Source organism: Streptomyces aurantiogriseus, assembly GCF_014649375.1.
Classification (GTDB): Bacteria; Actinomycetota; Actinomycetes; order Streptomycetales; family Streptomycetaceae; genus Streptomyces; species Streptomyces aurantiogriseus.
On sequence record NZ_BMSX01000029.1, the window covers coordinates 25,074 to 48,499 of the forward strand.

The 23,426-nt window shown below is 67.3% G+C and carries 13 protein-coding genes and 1 other RNA gene; 4 read left to right on the forward strand and 10 right to left on the reverse strand.

Going from position 1 to position 23,426, the window contains the following annotated elements:
* Nucleotides 1-13: 13 nt before the first annotated feature.
* Nucleotides 14-2,926: a glycoside hydrolase family 3 protein gene (locus IE263_RS40970; protein ID WP_189943192.1), complete on the forward strand. Its 2,913-nt coding sequence runs from the start codon at nucleotides 14-16 to the stop codon at nucleotides 2,924-2,926.
* 64 nt (nucleotides 2,927-2,990) lie between these two features.
* Here the strand turns inward: IE263_RS40970 and ssrA are convergent.
* The 5 genes from ssrA to ftsE all read right to left on the reverse strand — a co-directional run bounded on the left by ssrA (nucleotide 2,991) and on the right by ftsE (nucleotide 7,053).
* Nucleotides 2,991-3,395: a transfer-messenger RNA gene (ssrA, locus tag IE263_RS40975) on the reverse strand.
* A 153-nt stretch (nucleotides 3,396-3,548) separates the two neighbouring features.
* Nucleotides 3,549-4,079 (reverse strand): SsrA-binding protein SmpB, encoded by a 531-nt coding sequence (smpB, locus tag IE263_RS40980; RefSeq protein WP_189943193.1) that lies wholly within the window; start codon nucleotides 4,077-4,079, stop codon nucleotides 3,549-3,551.
* Between the two features lie 92 nt (nucleotides 4,080-4,171).
* The gene (locus tag IE263_RS40985; protein WP_189943194.1) at nucleotides 4,172-5,341 is read right to left on the reverse strand and encodes a S41 family peptidase; all 1,170 of its coding nucleotides are present in this window, start codon (nucleotides 5,339-5,341) and stop codon (nucleotides 4,172-4,174) included.
* Between the two features lie 68 nt (nucleotides 5,342-5,409).
* A complete protein-coding gene (ftsX, locus tag IE263_RS40990) occupies nucleotides 5,410-6,327 on the reverse strand; it encodes a permease-like cell division protein FtsX (protein ID WP_189943195.1) in 918 nt (305 codons plus the stop codon).
* 36 nt (nucleotides 6,328-6,363) lie between these two features.
* Nucleotides 6,364-7,053, reverse strand: a complete 690-nt coding sequence (ftsE, locus tag IE263_RS40995; protein WP_004000799.1) for a cell division ATP-binding protein FtsE — start codon at nucleotides 7,051-7,053, stop codon at nucleotides 6,364-6,366.
* 249 nt (nucleotides 7,054-7,302) lie between these two features.
* On the opposite strand from ftsE, the gene IE263_RS41000 reads away from it, so the two are divergent.
* Nucleotides 7,303-7,494 (forward strand): hypothetical protein, encoded by a 192-nt coding sequence (locus IE263_RS41000; protein ID WP_189943196.1) that lies wholly within the window; start codon nucleotides 7,303-7,305, stop codon nucleotides 7,492-7,494.
* Nucleotides 7,495-7,584: 90 nt separating this feature from the next.
* On the opposite strand, the gene IE263_RS41005 is transcribed toward IE263_RS41000, so the two are convergent.
* Nucleotides 7,585-8,499 carry a hypothetical protein gene (locus IE263_RS41005; protein ID WP_189943197.1) on the reverse strand — a complete coding sequence of 305 codons (915 nt, stop codon included), beginning with the start codon at nucleotides 8,497-8,499 and terminating at the stop codon, nucleotides 7,585-7,587.
* Between the two features lie 313 nt (nucleotides 8,500-8,812).
* Entirely contained in the window at nucleotides 8,813-9,919 is a 1,107-nt protein-coding gene (gene prfB / locus IE263_RS41010) for a peptide chain release factor 2 (protein ID WP_189943198.1), read from the reverse strand.
* 456 nt (nucleotides 9,920-10,375) lie between these two features.
* Between prfB and IE263_RS41015 the strand changes: the two genes are divergently transcribed.
* Together IE263_RS41015 and IE263_RS41020 are read left to right on the forward strand one after the other, a co-directional pair.
* The gene (locus tag IE263_RS41015) at nucleotides 10,376-11,242 is read left to right on the forward strand and encodes a helix-turn-helix domain-containing protein (RefSeq protein ID WP_189943199.1); all 867 of its coding nucleotides are present in this window, start codon (nucleotides 10,376-10,378) and stop codon (nucleotides 11,240-11,242) included.
* A complete protein-coding gene (locus tag IE263_RS41020) occupies nucleotides 11,239-11,487 on the forward strand; it encodes a DUF397 domain-containing protein (RefSeq protein WP_189943200.1) in 249 nt (82 codons plus the stop codon). The genes IE263_RS41015 and IE263_RS41020 overlap by 4 nt, the downstream gene beginning before the upstream one ends.
* A 265-nt stretch (nucleotides 11,488-11,752) precedes the next feature.
* Here IE263_RS41020 and IE263_RS41025 read toward each other — a convergent pair whose 3' ends face one another.
* The 3 genes from IE263_RS41025 to IE263_RS41035 form a co-directional block, all read right to left on the reverse strand.
* Nucleotides 11,753-12,082, reverse strand: coding sequence for a hypothetical protein (locus tag IE263_RS41025; protein WP_189943201.1), 330 nt, complete (start codon nucleotides 12,080-12,082; stop codon nucleotides 11,753-11,755).
* Nucleotides 12,083-12,951: 869 nt separating this feature from the next.
* Nucleotides 12,952-19,479 (reverse strand): RHS repeat domain-containing protein, encoded by a 6,528-nt coding sequence (locus tag IE263_RS41030; RefSeq protein WP_189943202.1) that lies wholly within the window; start codon nucleotides 19,477-19,479, stop codon nucleotides 12,952-12,954.
* A 161-nt stretch (nucleotides 19,480-19,640) separates the two neighbouring features.
* Nucleotides 19,641-23,318 carry a laminin G domain-containing protein gene (locus IE263_RS41035; protein ID WP_189943203.1) on the reverse strand — a complete coding sequence of 1,226 codons (3,678 nt, stop codon included), beginning with the start codon at nucleotides 23,316-23,318 and terminating at the stop codon, nucleotides 19,641-19,643.
* Between the last annotated feature and the right edge of the window lie 108 nt (nucleotides 23,319-23,426).

Genomic DNA, 23,426 nt, shown 5'->3' on the forward strand with positions numbered 1-23,426 from the left:
AAGGAGCCGTGACATGAAAGGCAGACGAAGAAGCCGCTCAACCACGCTGACGCTGGCGTTCGCCCTGATCGCCGGCCTGGGAGCCACCGTCCCCGCGACGGCCGAACCCTCGTACCCCTTCCGCGACCCGAGCCTCTCCGTGGACCGACGCGTCGACGACCTGCTCGCCCGGCTGACCCTCCCCGAGAAGATCTCCCTCCTTCACCAGCACCAGCCCGCGATCCCGCGCCTCGGCATCCGGTCCTTCCGCACCGGCACCGAGGCCCTGCACGGCGTCGCCTGGCTCGGCGAGACCACCGTCTTCCCGCAGGCCGTCGGCCTGGCCTCGGCCTGGGACCCGGAGCTGATGGAACGGGTCGGCTCGGCGGTCGGTGACGAGACCCGCGGCTTCCAGCAGGAACGCCCCGACGGCTGGGGCCTCAACCTCTGGGCCCCGGTGGTGAACCTCCTCCGCGACCCGCGCTGGGGCCGCAACGAGGAGGGCTACAGCGAGGACCCGACGCTCACCGGCGCCCTGTCCACGGCGTACGGGAAGGGTCTGACGGGCGGCGATCCGGACCACCTCAAGACGGCTCCGACGCTGAAGCACTACCTCGCCAACAACAACGAGTGGCACCGCACGACCACCTCCTCCGAGCTGCGCCCGCGCGTGGCCAAGGAGTACGACGAGGCGGCCTTCAGACCGGCGATCGAGGCGGACGCGGCCACCGGCGTGATGTCCTCCTACAACCTGGTCAACGGCCGTCCCGCGACGGTGAACCCGGACCTGAACGACGTCGTCCGCACCTGGACCGACCGCGACCTGCTGAACGTGACCGACGCCTTCGCCCCCGCCAACCTCCCCGGCGACCAGCGCTACTACCCCACCCTCGCCGAGGGCGACGCGGCCGCCCTGAAGGCCGGCATCGACAGCTTCACGGACAACAGCGCGGACTCGGGCCCGACGGTCGGTGCCATCAACTCGGCGTTGCAGCAGGGCCTGCTCGAAGAAGCCGATGTCGACACGGCCGTCTCCCACATCCTCTCGGTGCGGGTCCGCCTGGGCGAGTTCGATCCGGGCGGCGGCAGGTACGGCGGGATCGACAAGTCGGTGATCAACAGCCCGAAGCACCGGAAACTGGCCCGCGAGGCGGCGACCGAGGGCGCGGTCCTCCTCAAGAACCAGGCGAACACGCTCCCCCTGAAGCCCTCCCGCAAGGACGTGGCCGTGGTCGGCCCCCTCGCCGACACCCTCTACACCGACTGGTACTCGGGCACCCTCCCCTACGCCGTCACCCCCGCCGACGGCATCGCCGCCAAGCTCGGCACGGCCGTCACCACCAGCGAGGGCGTGGACCGCATCACGCTGAGGGACGCGGCGACGGGCAAGTACGTCACGGCGGGCACGGGCACGGCGGGCGGAGCGCTGAAGGAGAGCGCCGAAGAGCCCACCGCGCAGGCCCAGTTCGACGTGTTCGACTGGGGCCACGGCGTGCTCACCCTGCGCTCGGCGGCCAACGGCCGTTACGTCGGCTACAACTGGTCGAACTTCGTCAACGACCAGATCCAGCCCGGCGGCTGGTTCGCCCAGCAGCAGTTCAAGCTGGAGCAGCAGCCCGACGGCACGCACCTCCTGCGCTACGCGGGCTACGAGACCGAGGAGCCCTGGTGGTCCAACCCGGTCTACCTCGGCCCAACCGGCCCGGACGGCACCCTCGGCCTGGTCCCGAAGGAGCAGGCGGCGCACTACACGAAGAACGTGGTCAGGAGCGGCCTGGACGAGGCCGTGGCCGCGGTCAAGGGCAGGGACACCGCGGTCGTCGTGGTCGGCTCCAACCCCTCCATCAACGGCCGTGAGGCCCACGACCGCACCGACATGGCCCTCGCCCCCGCCCAGGAAGCCCTGGTCAGAGCGGTCCGCAAGGCCAACCCGAACACGGTCGTGATCGTCGAGAACAGCTACCCCACCACGCTCGGGGCACTGCAGAAGGAGGTCCCGGCCCTCCTGTGGACCTCCCACGCCGGCCAGGAGACGGGCAACGCGCTGGCCGACCTCCTCTACGGGGACGCGAACCCCTCGGGCCGCCTCACCCAGACCTGGTACCGCTCGGAGACGGACCTCCCCTCGATCCTCGACTACGACATCATCAAGTCCGACCGCACCTACCAGTACTTCAAGGGCCGCCCCCTCTACCCCTTCGGCCACGGCCTGTCGTACACGACCTTCCGCTACGGTGAGTTGCGGCGCGTGACCGACGGCTATCAGGTGAAGGTCACCAACACGGGCACCCGGGCGGGCGACGAGGTGGTCCAGCTCTACGTCCACCAGCGTGTCTCCCGCGACGAACAGCCCCTGAAGCAGCTGAAGGCGTTCCAGCGGGTGTCGCTGAAACCCGGCGAGACGAGAACGGTCCGCCTGAAGCTGACCCCGTCCGACCTCGCCCACTGGGACGTCACCCGCTCGAAGTGGGCGGTGGAGACGGGCACGTACGACGTCCTGGTCGGCGCTTCCTCGTCGGACATCCGCACGAGCACGACCTGGCAGGTCAGAGGCGAGACCATCCCACCCCGTGACCTCTCCCGGGTCACCCGCGCCGAGAACTTCGACGACTACGACGCCACCCGCCTCGTCGACGAGTCCAAGGTGCGCGGCACGGCGGTGGAGGCGACGGCCGACGGAGCCTGGCTGCGCTTCAAGGACACCCGCCTCGCCCCCAGCATCACCCGCCTCACCGCCCGCGTGGCCGGCACCTCACCCGGCACAGTCGAACTCCGCCTGGGCTCCCCCACCGGCCCGCTCGCCGGCACGGCGCACACGGCCGGCACGGGATCGCCGTACACGTACGAAACGGTGACTGCGGACCTGTCGGCGGCTGCGAAGGGCCGTACGGACGTGTACCTGGTGCTGAGCGAGGGGCTGCGCCTGTCGACGTTCAGCCTGAGCTGAGCCGCACACAACAGAAGACCCCGCCCCTCGAAAGGGGCGGGGTCTTCTGTTCACATGGGATGTCTCGTGGAGATGGCGGGAATCGAACCCGCGTCCAACGGTGCGGAACCAGGGCTTCTCCGTGTGCAGTTCGCTGTGCTTTTCTCGGCCCCGGCGATCACGCGAACAAGTCGCCGACGGGCCCAGTCACTGTTTGGTTTCCCTCTTCACCCCGTGACCGGGATCAAGGTTTAGTTCCCTAGCTGATGCCAGGATCCGGGTCGGGAACGAGCCCGGGCTGACACTCCCTATGTAAGGGGCAGTTGCCTAGCTACCTGAGATCAGGCAGCGAGGGCGAACTGCGTCGCCTTGGGAGAATCGCTCTTGATAGTGGCGATTATTTTTTTCGGCCTGTGGTTTACGAGATCATGGCCGCTTCCTCGACACGCTTCCCCTGCTTCGACAACCGCTGTCGAAACCGATCATCCCCATGTTGATTTTTCAATCCCTCCGAAGAGGGGCTCTCGCACCCGCGTGGAGTGCAGGTGCCATCGTACGTGACCAACGCGCACCGATGCCACCTTATTCCCGCCGCCCGGTGAGCGCCCGGCGAGCCACCGGCGAGCGGACGGTGAACGGCCGGCTACGCGCCCCGCTGCCGCCGCTTGGCCGCGGCGATCGCCCGCTCCGTGTCCCGGCGGTCCTGCTTCTCCCGCAGGGTCTGCCGCTTGTCGTACTCCTTCTTGCCTCGCGCCAGCGCGATCTCGGCCTTCGCCCGGCCGTCCTTGAAGTACAGGGCGAGGGGCACGATCGTGTGACCCGTCTCCTCCGACTTGGCCGCCAGCTTGTCGATCTCCTCCCGGTGGAGGAGCAGCTTGCGCTTGCGGCGCACGGAGTGGTTGGTCCAGGTGCCCTGGAAGTACTCCGGGATGTGGGCGTTGTACAGCCAGGCCTCGCCGCCGTCGATCTGCACGAAGCCGTCGGTCAGCGTGGCCCGTCCCTGACGCAGCGACTTCACCTCGGTGCCGGTGAGCACGAGACCGGCCTCGTAGGTGTCGATGATCGCGTAGTCGTGCCGGGCCTTCTTGTTCTGCGCGACAATCTTGCGCTGGCCCTTGGTCTTGTCCGCGGCCGGCTTGCCCTGCTTCGGCTGGGACTCTTTCGGTACGTACATTCCCTTGCTCATAGTGCGGCCATTTTCGCACCTGGAGGGGGCCTGGGGGAAAGCCGATTACGAGGCCGGTGGACGGCCGGGGAACCGCACGCTCAGGACGCGTCCCCGAGGCCGCTGAGGACGGTCTCGGCGCGCTCCAGCGCCCTGTCGTCGGCCTCCAGGTCCGGGGTGATGCCGGTGCCGTCGACGGTGTGGCCGGAGGGGGTGCGGTAGTGGCCGACGGTCAGCTCGGCGACGGAGCCGTCGGGCAGCCGGCTCGGCATCTGGACCGAGCCCTTACCGAAGGTGCGGGAGCCCACGACGACCGCGCGGCCGCGGTCCTGCAGGGCGCCGGTGAGCAGCTCGGCCGCGCTCATCGTGCCGCCGTCGACCAGCGCGACCAGCGGTCTTGTGGTGTCGCCGCCCGGCTCGGCGTGCAGGGCGCGCTGCTCGCCCTCGACGTCGTAGGTGGCGACGAGGCCGCCGTCGAGGAAGGCGGAGGCGGTGGAGACGGCCTCGGTGACCAGGCCGCCGGAGTTCCCCCGCAGATCCAGCACGATCCCGGTGCCGGCCGGGGCCCGGCGTACGGCGGTACGGACGGTGTCGCCGACGCCCTTGGTGAACGCGGCGATCCTGATGACGGTGACGCCGCCGGCGAGGGTGCGCACGGTGACCGAGTCGGTGGACAGGCGGGCCCGGCGCAGCGTCTCGGTCCACGCGCGTGTGCCGCGCTCCAGGCCGAGACGGACGGTGGTGCCGGCGGGCGCGTCCGTGGCGTCACCGCGCAGTAAGGAGACGACCTCGGTGACCGGGCGTCCGTCGACCGCCTGCCCGTCGACGCTGCGCAGCCGGTCGCCCGCGCGGATCCCGGCGGCGGCCGCGGGCGACCCGGACTGCACCTTGGTGACCTCGATCCGGCCGTCCCGCTCGCGCCGCGCCTCAAGACCGACACCGGTGTACCGGCCGTCGAGGGACTCCGCGAACTCCTCGTACTCGCCCTCGGAGTACACCGCGGCCCACCGGTCCCCGCTGCGGCTGACGGCCCGCTCGGCGGCCTCCAGGGGCGACTTTCCGTCGGCCATCGCCTCCTCGGCGGCCCTGGTCACCGCCTCGGGGTTGCCGACGGGGGCGGCGGCACGGGCCTCGCCGGACGCGCTCCCGCCGCCGTCGCCCGGCAACGAGCCGGTCGCCGCGCCCGCGACGAGCACACTCGCGAACACCAACGTCAGGGCAGCCCCACGGCCGAAGCGGCGGGACGGACAGAACGGGTCACGGCCTGACATGGCGGTGAGTCTAGGGGAACGCGAAGGGGCCGCACGGTCGCTTGCCCGTACGACCCCCTTGGCATGCGTCACACCTTCAGGTACTTGCGCAGCGCGAAGAACGCGGCCAGCGCCGGCATCAGCAGGCTGGTGGCGAGGATGAGCGGAAGCTTCGTCAGGACGGCGTCCCAGCCGATGAAGTTGATCAGATTCAGCTTCTCGGACAGGGCGAGCCCGTGGTCGATGATGAAGTACCGCGCGACGACGAGGAATCCGCAGGCGACCGTACCGCCGATGAGACCGGCGACCGCGGCCTCCGCGATGAACGGCGCCTGGATGTAGAAGCCGGAGGCACCGACGAGCCGCATGATCCCGGTCTCACGCCGTCGGCTGAACGCCGAGACACGCACGGTGTTGACGATCAGCATGAGGGCCACGACGAGCATCAGCGCCATCACGGCCCGCGCCGCCCAGTTCATGCCGTTGAGCAGCCCGAAGAGGTTGTCCAGGATCCCCTTCTGGTCCTGCACCGACTGCACCCCGTCCCGCCCGTCGAAGGCGGTCGCGATGACCTGGTACTTCTCCGGGTCCTTCAGCTTGATGCGGTACGACTCCTGCATCTGGTCCGGCGTGAGGGAGGCGGCCAGCGGGGAGTCGCCGAACTGCTCCTTGTAGTGCTTGTAGGCGTCGTCCTGCGACTCGTAGCTGACCGTGTCGACGACCGACATCTTGTCCAGGTCGGTCTTGATCTGCTTCTTCTGGTCGTCGGTCACCGCGCCCTTGGCACAGTTGGGGTCGGACTCGGCGTCGCTCTTGTTGCAGAGGAAGATCGAGACGTTGACCTTGTCGTACCAGTAGCCCTTCATCGTGTTGACCTGGTCGCTCATCAGGAGCGAGCCGCCGAAGAGCGCCAGGGACAGGGCGACGGAGACGATGACGGCGAAGGTCATCGTCAGGTTGCGACGGAGACCGACACCGATCTCGGAGAGTACGAACTGGGCGCGCATGGCGTGTTCTTGAGGCCTTTCCGTGGACGGTCGCGGTCAGTGCTGGTAGCCGTAGACGCCGCGTGCCTGGTCGCGGACGAGGCGGCCCTTCTCCAGCTCGATGACGCGCTTGCGCATCTGGTCCACGATGTTCTGGTCGTGCGTCGCCATCACCACGGTGGTGCCCGTCCGGTTGATGCGGTCGAGCAGCTTCATGATGCCGACGGAGGTCTGCGGGTCGAGGTTGCCGGTGGGCTCGTCGGCGATGAGCAGCTTGGGCCGGTTCACGAAGGCCCGCGCGATGGCCACCCGCTGCTGCTCACCACCGGACAGCTCACCGGGCATCCGGTCCTCCTTGCCGCCGAGCCCGACGAGGTCGAGCACCTGCGGCACGGACTTGCGGATCTCGCCGCGCGACTTGCCGATGACCTCCTGCGCGAAGGCGACGTTCTCCGCCACCGTCTTGTTCGGCAGCAGCCGGAAGTCCTGGAACACCGTCCCCAACTGGCGGCGCATCTGCGGCACCTTCCAGTTGGAGAGACGCGCGAGGTCCTTGCCCAGGACGTGCACCTGACCGTGACTGCACCGCTCCTCGCGGAGGATCAGCCGCAGGAAGGTGGACTTACCGGAGCCGGAGGACCCCACGAGGAACACGAACTCGCCCTTCTCCACCTCGAGGGACACATCCCTGAGTGCGGGGCGGGTCTGCTTGGGGTAGACCTTGGAGACGTTGTCGAATCGGATCACGGATGCACCACGGGTCGCCGGGGGTAGATGAGCGTGACCATACGCGAACCGGGTACGCATGCGCAGTCACCGGTTGCGGTTGCGCGGGGCTTGTGCACTTTTGTACCGGGCAGGGCTTCTGGAGTGGTCGCAGGGCAGCTCTCCCGGCGCCCGCGCAGCCTCCGGAGGAACCTGGCACAGTGGTGAGGGGGAACGTTCGCGCTTCTGTGAGCGTTGTGTACATGGAACCGGTGCAAGGAGGGCGAGCGCATGACGTACGACCGGCTGGTGTGCGCTAACTGCGCGGCGCCCGTGAGCGAGGGCCGGTGCCCCGTGTGCCGCGCGAACCGCGAGCGGATGCAGCAGGAGAACTTCTTCGCGGGTCTCAACCCGATGGCGCTGATCGCGCTGCTGGCGGTGCTGGTGGCGGCGGTGGCGCTGCTGGCCCACCAGACCGCGTAAAGACGTCGTACGACGCCGAAGGGGCCCGGAGCAGGCAAGCTCCGGGCCCCTTCACATGCGCGCGTACGGTACGTACGGACGCGACTACCGTCAGGCGGCGGCCGCCCCGCCACGGCCCTCGACAAGGCGCGGCAGCACACGGAAGCCGATGCCGCCGGCGATCATCGTCGCGGCGCCGATGATCAGGAAGGTGGTCTGACCGGCACCGGTCTCGGCCAGCTCCTTGCCACCGCCCTGGGCGGCCGCGTCGGAGGTGGAGTCCGAGGTGTCGGTCAGCGCGGAGCTGCCGGCCTCCTGGACGGAGGTGCCGTCGGGGGTGGTGCCGGAGCCGCCGGTGGTGCTGGTGCTGCCGCCGGTGGAGTCGCCGCCCGTGGTGGAGCTACCACCGGTGCTGGACGAACCGCCGTTGTTGCCGGCACCGCCGTTGTTACCGGCACCGCCGTTGTTGCCCGCGCCGCCGTCGTTACCGGCGCCACCGTTGTTGCCCGCACCGCCGTCGTTACCGGCACCGCCGTCGTTACCGGCACCGCCGTCGTTACCGGCACCGCCGTCGTTACCGGCGCCACCGTCGTTACCGGCGCCACCGTCGTTGCCCGCGCCGCCGTCGTTGCCCGCGCCACCGTCGTTGCCCGCGCCACCGTCGTTACCGGCACCGCCGTCGTTGCCCGCGCCACCGTCGTTGCCCGCGCCACCGTCGTTACCGGCACCGCCGTCGTTGCCCGCGCCACCGTCGTTACCGGCACCGCCGTCGTTACCGGCACCGCCGTCGTTGCCCGCACCGCCGTCGTTGCCGGCGGCGGTACCACCGGGGTCGCAGTCCGGAGTGACTTCGATGGTGCAGTCCTGCGTGGTGACGTCGACGTCGACGGACGTCTCGACGAGGCCGCTCAGGCCGCCCTCGTCACCGGCGGCCGAAGCCACACCCGCCACGGTCAGCGAGGCGCCCGCCGCGATCACGGCGCCGGCGGCGATGCGCGCGACCCGGATCCGCGTCTTCTTGGTCATATGGTTGCTACCCCCAGTAGCCGAATTGTCGATGAGGCCGCGCTCGGGGCGGTGATCGACGGGGATAGCTGGTAGCTGAGATGTAGCTGAAGCCCCCCGGTTCACATGCGCCCCAGAGATACGCATGCCACACTTCACCCTTCCCATTTTTCAAAGCAACGTCAAGGTCATTGCGCACGCAATGTCCAAGTCGGCACGCTTTGCCGTGTGTTGGGATCCGTGATTGTGATGCAAAACCCAGACATCACGGGAGCGGCAGGGCAGACAAAAGGCAACTGCCCCCGACTCGGAGGCAGTTGCCTTGTCGACAAACCTACTTCTCCTGCTGCTTGCGCCAGCGAATTCCGGCCTCCAGGAACCCGTCGAGCTCGCCGTTGAACACGGCCTCGGGGTTACCGACCTCGAACTCGGTGCGCAGGTCCTTGACCATCTGGTAGGGGTGCAGGACGTACGAACGCATCTGGTTGCCCCAGGAGTTGCCGCCGTCGCCCTTGAGGGCGTCCATCTTGGCCTGCTCCTCCTGCCGGCGCCGCTCGAGCAGCTTCGCCTGCAGAACGTTCATGGCCGTCGCCTTGTTCTGGATCTGCGACCGCTCGTTCTGGCAGGAGACGACGATGCCGGTGGGGAGGTGCGTGATGCGCACGGCGGAGTCGGTGGTGTTGACGCCCTGACCACCCGGCCCGGAGGACCGGTAGACGTCGATGCGCAGTTCGCTCTCGTCGATGTCGACGTGGTCGGACTGCTCGACGACGGGGAGGACCTCGACGCCCGCGAAGGAGGTCTGCCGGCGCCCCTGGTTGTCGAAGGGCGAGATACGGACCAGGCGGTGGGTGCCCTGTTCGACGGAGAGGGTGCCGTAGGCGTACGGCACCTGCACGGCGAAGGTGGTCGACTTGATGCCGGCCTCTTCGGCGTACGAGGTCTCGTAGATCTCGGTCTTGTAGCCCTTCTGCTCCGCCCAGCGCAGGTACATCCGCTGCAGCTTCTCGGCGAAGTCGGCGGCGTCGACGCCACCGGCCTCGGCGCGGATGTTCACGAGCGCCTCGCGGGAGTCGTACTCCCCGCTGAGCAGCGTCCGGACCTCCATCTCGTCCAGCGCCTTCCGGACGGCGGAGAGCTCGGCCTCGGCCTCGGCGCGGGTGTCCGGGTCGTCCTCCTCCTCGGCCATCTCGAACAGCACCGCGAGATCGTCGATCCGGCCGCGCAGCGTGTCGGCCTTCCTGACCTCGGCCTGGAGGTGGGACAGCTTGCTGGTGATTTTCTGCGCCTCGTCCGGGTTGTCCCACAGGGACGGCGCGGCCGCCTGCTCCTCGAGCACGGCGATGTCTGCCCTCAGCTTGTCGAGGTCCAGAACGGCCTCGATCGACTCCATGGTCGAGGAGAGGGACTTGAGCTCTTCGGATACATCGACGACTGCCACGCCTCCAGCGTAACGGCTCCGCCGAGCAAAGCAGGGCCGGGCGACCCCGGCCGAGAAGGCACCCGGCACCGGCGCGGGCGTCACCGGGGACTCCACCCTCCGAAATCCCGCGGATCCTGCCCCCACCACCCGACTCTGCCGGTCGAGGGGTGGAGGTCCCACTCACTGTTGCGAAAGAGGCAGTGCCACTGCCGACCGAATGCATCAGCATGCGCTCAGTCGCGCGGACCACAGATCTTGCCGACGGAAGTACCGAAGCAGGCAGCGGCCTGCCCAGTGAGCTTGCTGACGTAGAGCTCTGGGTGGAGATTTGTGAGTTCGCCTGACTGAGCGTGCTCGGTTGTATCTACGCTGGCCAGGGGCGACTCGGCGACTCTGCGTAGCCGTACGGCTGCTGTGGGGTGCCCGTACGGGTCGTCGACCGTGACCACGAGGGCGTGAAGGCGGTGGGGTCGCATGACGACGGACGAACGGGAGCGGAGGCCGGAGACGCCGGCGGAGGCTGATGGGACGACGGGGCTGTTCACGGCCCTGGGGAAGATCCTGAAGCGGCTGAGGGAGCGCAAGGGACTCACACAGAAGGAGTTCGGGCAGCTCGTCGGATACGGACCGGACGCGATCTCGTCCATGGAGCGAGGGGTGCGGATCATCCGGCCTGAGGTGCTGGAACAGGCGGATGCGCTGCTGGATGCCGGGGGGATGCTGAAGGACGCGATTCCCGAGGTGCGGGAGGCGATGAGCAGGGCTCGGACTCGGCATCCGGAGTGGTATCGGGGGTATGCGGCGTTGGAGGCGGAGGCGGTTGAGCTGCACCACTACTCCAGCCACGCGCTGCACGGGCTCTTGCAGACGGAGGCCCACGCCCACGCGGTGTTCGCCAAACGGCGTCCCTTGCTGAGCGAGGAGACGATCGAGAAGCGAGTCGCCGACCGACTCTCCCGACAGCAGGTCTTCGAGCGTTGGCCCGCGCCCCTCGTCAGCTACGTGATCGAGGAGGCCGTACTGGACCGGCCGATCGGCGGACGGAAGGTCCACGCCGAGCAGTTGGAGCGCCTGCTCAGGGTCAGCGCCCTGCGGAACATGGAGATCCAGGTGATGCCGACCGGCGTGGAAGAACACCCCAATATGGACGGCGCGTTCAACCTGCTGACCCCCAAGAAGCACGGGCAGGTGGCGTACACCGAGATCCAGGGTTACCCCCGCCTGATCACCGACTGCGACGAGGTCCGGAAGATCGCAGACCGCTATGGGATCATGCGGGCGATGGCTCTCTCGCCCAGGGAGACCCAAAGGCTCATCGAAAAGAAGCTGGAGGAGCTATGAACAGCCGGAACCTCACCTGGTTCAAGTCCAGCTACAGCGGCGGTGAAGGCGGGGATTGCCTGGAGGCCGCCTACACCTGGCGCAAGTCGACGTACAGCGACGGCGAAGGCGGCGACTGCCTCGAAGTCGCCGCCTGCCCGCAGACCATCCACATCCGCGACTCCAAGAACCCCACCGGCCCTCAACTGAACCTCTCCCCCACCGCCTGGGCCGGCTTCCTCCCGTACGCCGCCGCGAAGGCATGATCCAGGTCCCCGAGACCTTCGTACGGGGAACGATCGAGCGCGAGGGAGAGCCGGGCGCCGACTGGCTCGGCCGACTCCCTCGCCTCGTCGACGACCTGCTCGCCGACTGGGACTGCCGTCCCGAGGGCGAGGTCCTACACGGCGGGGTAGGGATCGTCGTACCCGTAATTCATCGAGAAGTGGAGGAAGCCTGGCGGCACACCGCCCGGGCGACGGCGAACGCGGGGACACCCTGAAGGCCGCCGCACCTCTTCCTGCATGTGAGCTACGAGGTCCCCACACCGTCCTTCGTGAGGTAATAGGTGTCACGCATGTCAGTGTCCGCCGTCAAGAAGACGAGGAGCAGTTCCCCCTTCTTGCCCTTGGTGACGCCCAGGTCCCAGGTCGCCCGTTTGGGCGGTGATGCGGTGCGGGACGCAGCGATTGTCGGGTCCGGACGGCGGAGGGCACAGGCAATGCTGTCGGCTTGCTGGCCGCCGCGGAGTTGACCTCCAAGGCCGCCGCGATAGGCGCCCGGGTTCAGGAGGCGCCAGGTTCCCGTTCCCGTCATCCTCCCGTCGTCGTCGAAGCTGAACTCCCGGCCGTCCAGCTTCACGGTTGACGCATTGGCGTTCGCCCTCCAGCGGCGAAAGTCACCGGCACCTGGCGCAGCTGTTGACCATTGGGAAGGCCGCGCAGGTGACGTTGGATATGGCCGTCGCCATCGGTCCTTTACTCCGCTTTCGCACCTTTCCTTCGGCACCCCACGGGTAAGCGACTCAACGGTCATCTTCCGAGTGATCTCGAATTCCACTGTTCCGCACTGGTTCAGTCTGTTGTAGCTGGTCAGGGTTGCCTTCAGGTTGAAGGATCCGGCTGGGGGCGTGAAGTCGGCTGAGACGAGCAACGAAGTCCCTGGGAGAACGGCACGACGGAGACGAGCTTGGACGCCGGAGCCATCGGCGCAGGGGGCCGTAGCCGTTCAGGAGGCTCACTCCTTGCCCAGGAGACAGTAATTCGAGTCATCGAGGTCTCCGATGGCAGCCCACAGGATGACCTTATTGGACGATCCGCCAGCTGTATACTCCCGAACTTTACCGGATTCGCCCGCGAAATCCAATTTCACCTGTGTAGCGGCATTCGGCTCGACACTTGGGCTCGGAGTAAATATCCACCACGAACCCGTCCTGACCACCGAATCGCCACAGATTTTATCCGCGGTGAAAGTTCCCGACTCGCCAAATGTGACGGACCCACCTTGCGCGTCTTTCCAGGTACCCACCAAACCATCTCGAGACATGACCTGATTCGACCCTGTCGGAAGATCTGAAGAAAGAAGCGCGCAGCCGGAGCAGAAAATTCCTAGCGTGCAACACGCCAGTACAACCCGGGCCGCTCTACGGCCCATGCGGAAAATATTCATGCTATCCAGTTCACTCCCAAGCCATGTGCGGGACGGCTCACCCCGCCGCCCCGCACATCAAGCTAATTCTGATCGAAGAGGATGGTTTCCTTCCAGGTGATCACATGAGTGACATTCGCCATCATGCCCGACTCCCTGTCAAGCCCCTTCGCCACCCGCTCCGCTCGGGTTCCGTACCCGGTGATGATGTGAGCGGCAGAGTGAATACTCAGAGTCTCCTCGACCGTGAAGCGAACATTGATGCCGCTTTTATCTGCCCCGAGGATCTTTCCTTTAATTGCGTATGACCCGAGCGCCACTCTGGTCGAGTTCACATCCGCCACCGTTCCAGCGCTCGTGACGTACCTATAGAGACTCCAGAGGTCGGCTCCGACGTGCTTCGCCTTTTCCTTGGTACTCATCTTACCGAGACTGTACGTCGCAAGAGTTTCCAGGTCCTTCTTGTGACTGCTCTTCCAAGCGGCGACTGCGTTGGCGCGCGCTTCCTTTGCCTCCGACGTCGCGGCCATGTACTCAGACATCAGACTCTCGTCTCCATACACGACCCGCTTCGGCCCCCGTCCCAGCAGCCAATTCCATACGAGCGTATCCGGCGTATAGCCCTCTGCTGCTGCAGGGCTGCTCGCGACCGCTCCTCCGCAGAAGGACCAGACGGGGGAGTTGGCGCAGAAGCCCGGCAGCCCTGCCCAGATCTGAGCGGCTTGCATGCGAATCGCATAGTAGGGGTCATCCGTCACAGTGCCGGTGATCGGAGCGACTGTGTTCCCGCCGACTCCGTATCCGTCCATCGCTCCGGCGGCGCCGCCACTGGTCGACGAGGCCGTGCCGCTCGTGCCCCCTCCGGACGAGTTACTGCCGCCAGAGCCTCCAGGCAGGGGGTGTGGCTTTGATCCCGTAATCTGGCCGTGTCCGTCGCAAACGTCCTTCGGGCAGAGGCCGCTGGGATCGGAGTTGGTGATGGGATTGTTGCCGGCATAGCTGTAGCCGTTGAGAAGCTGCGGGCTGTCCGGGGCCAGGACGGGGTCGACGCTGATGAACTGGCCGATGACGGGGTCGTATTCCCGGGCGCCGATGTGGGTCAGGCCGGTGGTGGTGTCCCGCGTCTTGCCGAGAAACCCTTTGTCGTCGGGCCAAGGCCCGTAAAGCGGAGTGCCGCGGTCGGCACCGAAGGGGGTGGTGTAGCGCTTTGTGAAGGTCTGGCCCGTGTCGGTGTTGATCGCCAGCGAGGCCGTGTTGTGGTGGTCGCTGGTCAGGTAGGTGAGCTTGTTGGTCCCTGACTGGTTCGAGCGTACAGCGGCTGTGATGTCGCCGGCCCCATAGGTGCGCTGAGCCCACGTCGTTCCGTTGGCACGCAGGTGGAGTTCCGTGGTGCCGGCGTACAGGACGCGTTCACCGTTCTGCGTGCTGCGGATGAGAAGAGTGCCGTCGACGGAGTAGAGGTAGTCGGTTGACGTCGCGTTCTCGGTGAGTTTGGTCAGCTTGCCTTCGGGTGACCACTCCAGGGTCTGCGGTTGAGTGGTTCCGGGGCGCTGCCAGGTGTTGCCGGTCTTGTCGTACTTGTAGGGGCGCTCGGGGTTCGTGCAGTCAGTGCCGGTGGTGGTTCCAGTCAGGGTGTGCGGCTGGATGGTGCTGGTGTAGCAATAGGTGGTTTTGGTGGTGCTGGTGTTCTTGTGAGCCGTCTCGCTGGTCCGCTGGCCGGCGTTGTTGTAGGTGTAGCTGGTCCAGTAGGGGGCTGGTCCTGACAGGCTGGACGCGCTGCGGGTGTCGGCGCAGTTCTGGGAGGCGGGTGTCCAGGCTTCAATGAGGCGCTGGTGGCCGTCGTAGGTGAAGCACTGGGTGTCCGCGGAGCTGGTGCCGCCCAGGGTGGTGGGATCGCTGATCGCGGTGACGTTGCCGGCTTGGTCGTAGGTGTAGTTGAGCTCCTGCAGCATGTACGGGTGGGTCTGGTCCGTCACGTGCCTGCGGGTCAGGCGGCCGGTACCTTCCTCGAAGTCGTTGCCGACGTAGATGTTCTTGTTGCCGCTGCCGCCAGTGCCCAGGGTCAGCTGCTGTGGCTGGGCGAGGGCCGAGTAGGACACGTCCAGCAGGTATCCGGTCGCGCCGCCGATCGAGGTGACGTTACCGAGGCCGTCGTACTTGTATTCGATGATCTCGGACGGCAGGCCGCCCATGGCGGGCTCGCGATTGTACTGCTGGGTACCGTCGACGTTGTAGTACGTCTCGTACGCCAGGGTGGATACGCCGGCCTTCGCAAACGGGTCGCTGTCCGGCAGCCGCAGCTCGGTGCCTGTGGCGCGGTTGAGGCTGTCGTAGGCGGTGACGGCCTGGGTGTACGCCGCGCCGGCCTTGCCGTCGACGTAGCGGGTGGAGGAGGTGGGCAGGCCCTTGAGAAGGGTGTCGTAGACGTAGCCGGTGAGCTGGTTGGCGTCGGTCTTGGAATCCTTCCAGGTTCCGGTTATTCGGCCCAGTTCGTCATATCCGGTCAGGATCGACGTGCCCCGGGAGTCCGTGTTCTTGGTCGGACGGTCGAGGATGTCGTACTCGGTGGCAGCCGTTCCCTTGTCCGGGTCGGTGGCCTTGGCCTGGCGGCCGAACAGGTCGTACACGTACGACCACTTGGCGCCGTCCGGGCCGGTGATCGTCTCCTGCTTGCCGTCCAGGGTGTAGGTGAACTTCGTGGGCGTGTACGCGGCGCCGGGGCTGGTGCCGAAGGCGGCGTCGGCAGGGCTGCTGCTCTCGTATGCGCGGGTCTCGGTGGTCTGGCCGCGTACGTCGGTAATGGTGCGCTGGGCCGAGCCACCCTCGAGGGCTGTGGTCGCGACCGAGTCTCCGGTGTAGCTGGTGCTGGTGGACCACTTCTTGACGCCGAAGACGATCAGGGTGCTGGTCGTCGCGCGGCCCGCCCCGTCGAAGACCGTCTGCGTCTGCTTGGGTGCCTCGCCGTACTCGGCCCGGGTGTAGGTGCTGTTGGGGGTGCTCGTGGTGTCGAAGATGTCGGCGTACGTCTCGTAGGGCAGGCCCCGGGTGTCGTAGCGGGTGTCGGTCAGCAGGCGGCCGCCCTGCGGGGTCAGCGACTGGGTCTGCAAGGGGCGTAGGAGCGAGTCGTACAGCGCGTAGGTGGTGTTGTAGGTTTCGCCGTCCTTCTTCAGCGTCGAGGTCGACACCCAGGAGGGCTTGGTGGGGTCCACGTGGTAGGCGAATTTCATGTTGGGTGCCTGGCTGCTGCTTGAGCGGTTCGGCAGCCATACCTGAGTCAGCCGGCCGAGGGCGTCGTAGCTCAGCTCGGTCTTCTTGCTATTGGGATCGTAGGTACGCAGGGGCACGCCGCGCCGCGGGTCGAGGAAGCTGACCTTCTTGTACTGCTTGGGGTCCGCGGTGATGGTCCTGGTCAGGGGGCCTGCGTCGGCGGGGGTGTAGGTGGTGGTGGTCGGGGGGTTCGTGGAGGCGTCGCTGACGCTCACGGGGCGGCCCAGGGTGTCGTACGTGGTGGCGGAGACCTTCTGCCAGCCGGCTGGCAGCCGCTCACCGTTGGCGTCCGCGGTGGCGGCGTAGCCGGTCGGGCGGCCGGTCCAGGTCACCTGTCCCTCGGTGGGCTTCTGAGCGGCCGACCAGGTGGTGGCGTTCGTCGTGTCGTAGACCGTGCCGGCGTCGGCGAGCACGTCGCCTCGCTGGGGGTTGGCGGGGTCCATGGTCGCGGGCAGGCCGAGCGAGGTGTCCACGGTCGCGCAGGTGCGGGCGACCGTGCGGGTGCGGGAGACCAGGCTGGTGAGGCCGAGATCGGTGTTGCGGGCGTACCAGGTGCGGGTGCAGGTCTCGTCCGAGGCCTTGCCGACCTGACCGGAGTCCTCGACCCGGACGGCCATGCCGTAGTCGTCGTAGGTCGTGCTCGTCAGCCGTTCTCGCCAGGTCTGGGCCGCGGTCAGGTACGTGTAGTCGTGCGTCTTTCCTGTGCGGACGTACCGGGCCACGTGGTCGCCTGCGCCGGGCGGGCTCTGGCGGGCGGTCTCCTGCGACCAGGGGTCGTTCACCGTGGCCGAGATCGCGGTGGAGCCGTTGTAGGTGACCTGTTCGCGCAGTTGGCCTGCGAACTCGTCGCTGTCCTTGAAGGTCGGAGCTCCCAGGGTCGGCGTGGTCAGGGGGGCGACGGAGACGGACTTGGTGGTGCCGTCCTGGTTCTTGTCGCCGTCCATGCCCTGGAAGTAGACGGAGACGGTTCGCGAGCGGGTGACGTCCGTCGCGCCGGTCCAGGCGGTGACCTGGCGGTAGCCGCGCCAGTCCGACCAGGTCCGCTCGTCCTTCGGGACGAACGGGTCGTCGCTGTGGTGCCAGGCGGCGCCGCCGTAGGAGTAGGCGTGCTCGACCGACTCGTTGGCGGCTGCCGGGTCGGAGACGGTGACGGCCAGCACCCGGTACTTGTGGAACCAGTCGATCGAGGCGTTCTCGGCACCGTTGATGTGCCAGTACTGCGGGTAGCAGGAGCGGGCGTTGGTGTCGGGGGCTGCGCCCAGGACATCGCCGCGCACGCATTCCTCTCCCGACAGCGTCACCGTGGTGATCGCACCGGTCTCCGAGGTGACGGTGGAGATCCGCGGCCGGGTCAGGGGCAGGATGTCGTCCGTGGCGTCCACGCGGTTGGGCCGCATCTGGTACGTAAACGAGATCGGGTTGAGCGCGATGCTCGTGTCGCCCGCCTTGCCGGTCCGCTTGATCGCCTTCAGGGTGAGGACCTGGTCGGAGCTGTCGCCGATGTCTCCGCCGTCCTTGTACTCCTGAGCGAAGTCCCAGGAGTCCACCGGGTCGTAGGCAACCGTGGTGGCGTTGTAGGAGAAGGTGTCGATCCCGGTCAGGCGCTTACGGGAGAAGAACGACGGGCCGGCCGCGTTGCACTCATCGTCGCCCTGGGAACAGATCGCGTCGAACGGCACGTCCGGCCAGTTGTCGGCGGTGTCCTCGGTCAGGCTGGAGCAGTCCGAGGCCGTGCAGCGCTCGGCATAGCCGAAGGTGACCTTCGCATCCGCCTTGTCGGTGAACAGAGCACCCTTGCGCAGGCCGTACTCGATCCGGCTGAGGTAACCGCCGTGCGCGTAGGAGGCGTTGGCGGCCTCCGACTTGTTCTTCTTGTAGTAGTTGGACTCCTTGGAGTACCAGTAGGTGGCGGCATTGCCGCGAGTGTCCTCGACATAGTCGAGGTTCCAACGCCAGGCCTGGGTCAGCGCCCGGTCACTGAAGGCGTCACCGGCGGAGTAGCCCGGCTCGCCCGAGTCGTCGCCGAACACCGGAACGGTCCAGGCGGAGTTGGTGCGCTGGGCACCCGCGCCCTCAAGCTTGTCCAGGCCGAACACGTACTTCGTGCCGTCGCCCGTGATGACGGTCCAGCACTCGCCATTGTCGTCGCCGTTGTCCGCGCCAGTGGACCTGGTCACCGTCGACGCGTCGTCGTTCTCCAGCCGCCACTGGCCGCTGTCGTCGTCCTTGACCAGGCGCGTGGACTTGCCGTTCAGCACCAGGCGCGCGTTGTCGTACTTCCAGCACAGGTCGAAGACGTCCTCGTGGCCGTCCTCATCGCAGGAGCCATAGGTCCGCTCGACGTACGACTCGGTGAGCGCGAAGCCCTCACCGACCGACGTGCCCTGATTGTTGGTGGTCGCGGTGCGGCCGTCGACACTGCCCGAGTCGTACGACAGTGACACGGGCGGGACTGGGCCGGCGGCCGCAGGCGGCATGGTGAAGGCGTAGGACCAGGTGAAGGATCCCGAGCTGCCGCCCGCCTGCCAGGACGAGGACTCGGCCAGCGGGGTGGCCGAATAGTCCCCGGCACCCTTGGGCGACTGGCCGGAACCGGCCGCCGCCGCGGTGACGGCCAGCACGGTAGCAGCCGGTGCAGTGTTGTCAGCGGCGCGCAGGAACTGTGCGGAGGGACCGCTCGCCGAATCGGCGAGGTGGACCTTCGCCGACACCGACTGGCCGGTGAGGTCGTTGTCCGACGCCAGCGGACGCTGGGTGCGGCACTCGGCCTTCTCCGGGGTCGTCAGAGCGCAGGCAGGCATCTGCACCAGGCGCAGGCGGTGGGCCCAGCCGCCGCCGATCGACGAGGCGAAGCCGCTGTAGTCGATGCTGACGTCGGCGGTGCCGGCGGTGTCTGCTGCGGCGGTCAGAAGCACGCCAGTGACGCCCGCCTCGCGGGCAGCTTTCTGGTCCAGCACGGCGACACGCGCCGTACCGCCCGCCGTAGCCTTGTCACCGGCAAGCGGCGCCAGGGTGACCGGTACGCCGCCCGGAGCTGCACCAGTTTTCTTGCCGGTGGACAGCTCGAGCGTGGCCTGACCCTGCCGTGGCCAGGCAGCCTGCTGCTCCGCCCGGGCCCGGTCCGCCTGAGCCTTGTTGGTCTTCCTGTCCTGGGCGACCTGCCGACGGGCTTCCTTCGCGCCAGGGCCGTCGAACTCCTCGACCTTGCTCACACGGGACTTGGGGACATCGGGACGTCCCAGACCGCCAGGCCCCGCGGCTTCGGCGACCTGCGCCACGCCCACTGGCACGACCAGTGCGAGGGCCAGCGACCGCGCCAACAGCCGACCGGCGCGGCTCCGCATGCTCCCGCGGTTCGCCCTTGATGTGCCTATGCCAAGAATCACGTCTCGCCCACCCAGTCCCGTTCAGAGAGTGCCCTAAGCCAGCTGCGGGCTGTCGTACCGCGCCTGTCGGGTGTTGTGGGTGAGGACAGCCCTGAGGAAGCTGTCCTCACCCACTGCCGTCAGTCGCCCACGGTCTCGTCGATCTGTTCGCTGCTGGCCATCGCGCCAGCCCAGACCCGGATCTCGTTGACCCTGGCTGGCAGATAGTGCTGCCAGGTGCTGTTGCTGAAGCCCTTGCCGACCGTGAAGTCGCCGGAGCCGAGCTTGACGGTGTAAGCCTTGTTGTCGCCGTTCTGGTTGTGGCCCAGATAGAGGCTGATGGTCCCGGTCAGCGGGTCGTAGATGCCGGTGAGCCGGACCGGGCTGCCCACCGCGGCGACTTGGTCGGAGACCACGGAGCTCCAGGTGCCATCGTTGTTCAGCCGCCCGAAGTGCCACTTGCCGTCCAGCACGGTGCGCTCCTCCAGGGTCTCCTCGTCCCAGACGACGTCTTTACCGGTCAGCTCGTACCAGAAGCCCCAGGACGAGCCGTCCGCGGTCTGTTGCCCGAGGACCTGGCCGGTGTAGCCGACATCCTTGGCTGCGAGTTTCGCCCCGTCCAACTGCACCAGGGTGGTCACGGTGAACGCACCGTGCTCATACACCAGCGGCCCCTGCACGCTCGCCGCGGCCTTCATCCCGTCCAGTTCAATCGCGTCACCTACCAGCGCAGCCCCGTCGGCCAGGTTCAGGGTCTTGCCGTAGCCGGACATGGTGTCCGCGATGGTGGTGCCACTGCCTCGGTCCGCCGACCAGTCCGCCACCAATTCGACGCCGGCGAATTCATCGGAGGTCAGCAGGCGGGCCTCGTTCACGATCTCCTGCGTGCTCAGCGCGCGCTGCCAGACGGCGACCTCGTCAATCGAGCCCTGGAAGTACATTCCGGGGCCGGTGCTGTACTGGTGCCGGCCGAAGTCCAGCGGCGCGGTCGACGGATACGAACCCTGCACGGTCTGGCCCTTGTACTGCATACGGCCGTCCACATAGAGCATGAGCTTGCCAGTCGCCGGATCGTAGGTACCGGCAAGGTGCGTCCATACGCCGACCTGCGCCGGGTAGGCCGCGAGCTGGCCTTGGTACAAGTCGGTCTGGCCTGGCTGGCGGATGGCGAAGGCCCAGGTCTTCTTACTGGCCTCGTAGTAAAGGAGGAACGGGCTGCTGACGCTGTCCTTCGTCGAGAGCACCGCTGCATTGCGGTCGTCGCGCTCCAACCGCACCCACGCGGAGAGGGTGAAGGCCGAGCGGGTCTCCAGCACCGGCCCACTGGTCGCCGCGTAGCCGCTGGTGCCGTTCAGCGCCATGCCCTTGTCCGTTACCCGGTTCTCCAGCGGCACGCCGGACGCATCGTGGGTGATCAATCCGCGGCGACCCCTGTCGTCCCGCACCGCACCACCGCCCAGCGTGGCGTTGTCCTCTCCGTCAGACGTTGCCGAGTCCCGTGCGGCACCGCTCGCCTCACTGAAGTTCCACCGCCCGACCGGCCCGTCACCAGCGCTCACCAGGAAGTCAACCACGTTCTCCGCGCCATAGCGGCCGCTGCCGACGTTGTCCTTGGCACGCACATACAGGCGGTGCGTGCCAGAACGTTGGGGTGTGATGGTGATCGGCATCGTCGAGGAGGACTGGTCGGGTGACCACTCGTCTTCCGCGGACAGTTTGTACTGGTAGGCGACGACGTTCGTGTCGGCTGCGTCGTGCGTGAACGTGAACGTACCCGGCACACCCGGGCCGCCATGGGCCACACAGTCGTTGGTCACGCACTCTGTGTATGGGGACCCGAAGGTCACTTGCGGCGCCTTAGGCGCGGTCGGATCAACCTTGAAGTAACAGGCTGCGCTGTAAGCGGAGTTCAGCCGGTTGCTGCCATCCTCGTAGTACGACAGGGTGAGCGCTCTCAGCCGGTACAACTGGCCCTCCTGCAGCGTGGGCAAGCTCCGCGACTGCTTGACCAGGTTCCCGACATAACCCGAGGTCGGACCGTCGATGTCCGTGTGGGCGACCGTCCACGTCGAACCGTTGTCGGTGGACTTCTCCGTCCGCCACCTGATCCGAAGGCTCGCGCCGACAGAACCACCGGACGCCGTACGCGGCTTCCCCTGCACCAGCGGCGTCGGATCGGACACGATGCTCGGAACGGCCGAGTTGGTCGAGCACACATAGGAAGAGCCCGCGACCACACCAACCTCTGTGGGCGTAGCCGGCACCCCCACGTACTTCACCGCGAGCACGGCGTCGTTCTTGAACCGCTTCCACGCAGACGGGTCCGTCTCGTCGTGCGCCTTGATCTCCAGCGTCAGCCGGGAGAACTTGCCCGCCGCGAAGTTCGCCACCGTCGGCGTCAGATTCTCGTTCGTCTCCTCCGGGTTGTCGTTGAACTCGATCGGCGCGTCCGGCGCGTCCGGGTCACACAGCGAACCCCGGCCCGCCGACACATTGCGGTCCACCATCAGATCCAGCTCCGCCGGCCGCGACGACCAGGTGGTGGAGGAAGAGATGTTGTTGGTGCGGACCAGATCCACCCAACGTGGGTCGCATTGGAACGCCCACGGCTCGGTCACCCGGAACGTGGCGTCCAGGATCTTCTTGCCCTTCAGGCTCGCCGGGGAGAACTCGAAGTAAAGCTTCTGCACATAGCCCGGACCGCAGTAATACCCGTTCCAGGTACCGCACTTGCCCGCGCCCTTGCCCTGGTCGTCATCCCCGTTGCCCCACCCGTAGGACTCGTAGCCGTCGCTGCGCAGCAGCGTCCGCTCCGACTCGCCCCATGTCACAGTCGGGTCGATGAACAGCGGGAACGCCGACGCCTGGGTCTGCGCGAGCATCTTCGGATCCGGCACCACCGAGAGGGAGTTCTTCGTGACGGCCACATCCATCCGGGCCACCTTGTCACCCTGGCCGGGCTCCAGCCCCGAACCCGACGGCCTTGCCTCCGAAGGATCCGAAGGCACCGCCTGAGCCGTTCCCGGCGTGTCGGCCATCACCAGCTGCGTCTGCGGCCCGGACGCCTCGCCCGCCGAGTCCCACATCCGCGCGGGTGGTGCCTTGAACACGGTACGACCGCTGTCGTCGACGGCCGCGAGGTTTCCAAGCGCCCCCTCACGAATGTCCAACCCCTCAGCCTTCAGCCCGAAGGTGAGCTTCTTCAGCTCGTCGTTCGCCGCAGCCTCAGGCGTCTTGACCACGAGCACCTGCTGAAAACTCTCCGGCGTCGCCGTCACTTTCAGGTCAACACCCGGCAGCACCTCGGAGTACAGAGCGCTGGGACCGTCCAGTTGTGGCGCCGGGAGCTTCCCCGGCCACCGCAGCTCCAGCGACCTGCCCTGATCCTCGATCGACGCCAACGGTGCCTTGTCACCACCCGCCGAGAACGCGATCTGCACCGCAGCCGCCTTCGGGCCCACCGAGCCATCGGAACGTTTCTCCAGCGTCGCGTCCGGCGCCTGCCAACCACCGCCCGGCGCAGCCACACGCACCGGAACGGCCGACTCCTCCAACGTGAAGGTGAAACCATCAGGGTTGGCGAAGACCGTCGTCCGCTCCGACCGCTCTCCCGTCACCTCCACCTGCCGACCGGACTCCTTGGCCTGAGCAAGCACCTGCTGCCCCTCGGTCAGCGGCACGTAATCCGACTCGCCAGCGGATGCGGATGCCTGCTGGGCGGGCAACGCCAACGCCCCCAGCAGCACGGCGAACACAGCCGCCGTAGTCCCACTCCCCCTGCGCCACTCAGACCTGCGACGCCCCGCCGTGCCTCTCATGCCCAGCCCTATCGGCACTGAACCCCGCCCCCAGAGTCACAAGATCCTCATAAAGTGATCACATTCAAGAGCCCTCCGTCACCTTCCGTCAAGAGAGAATCACGACGC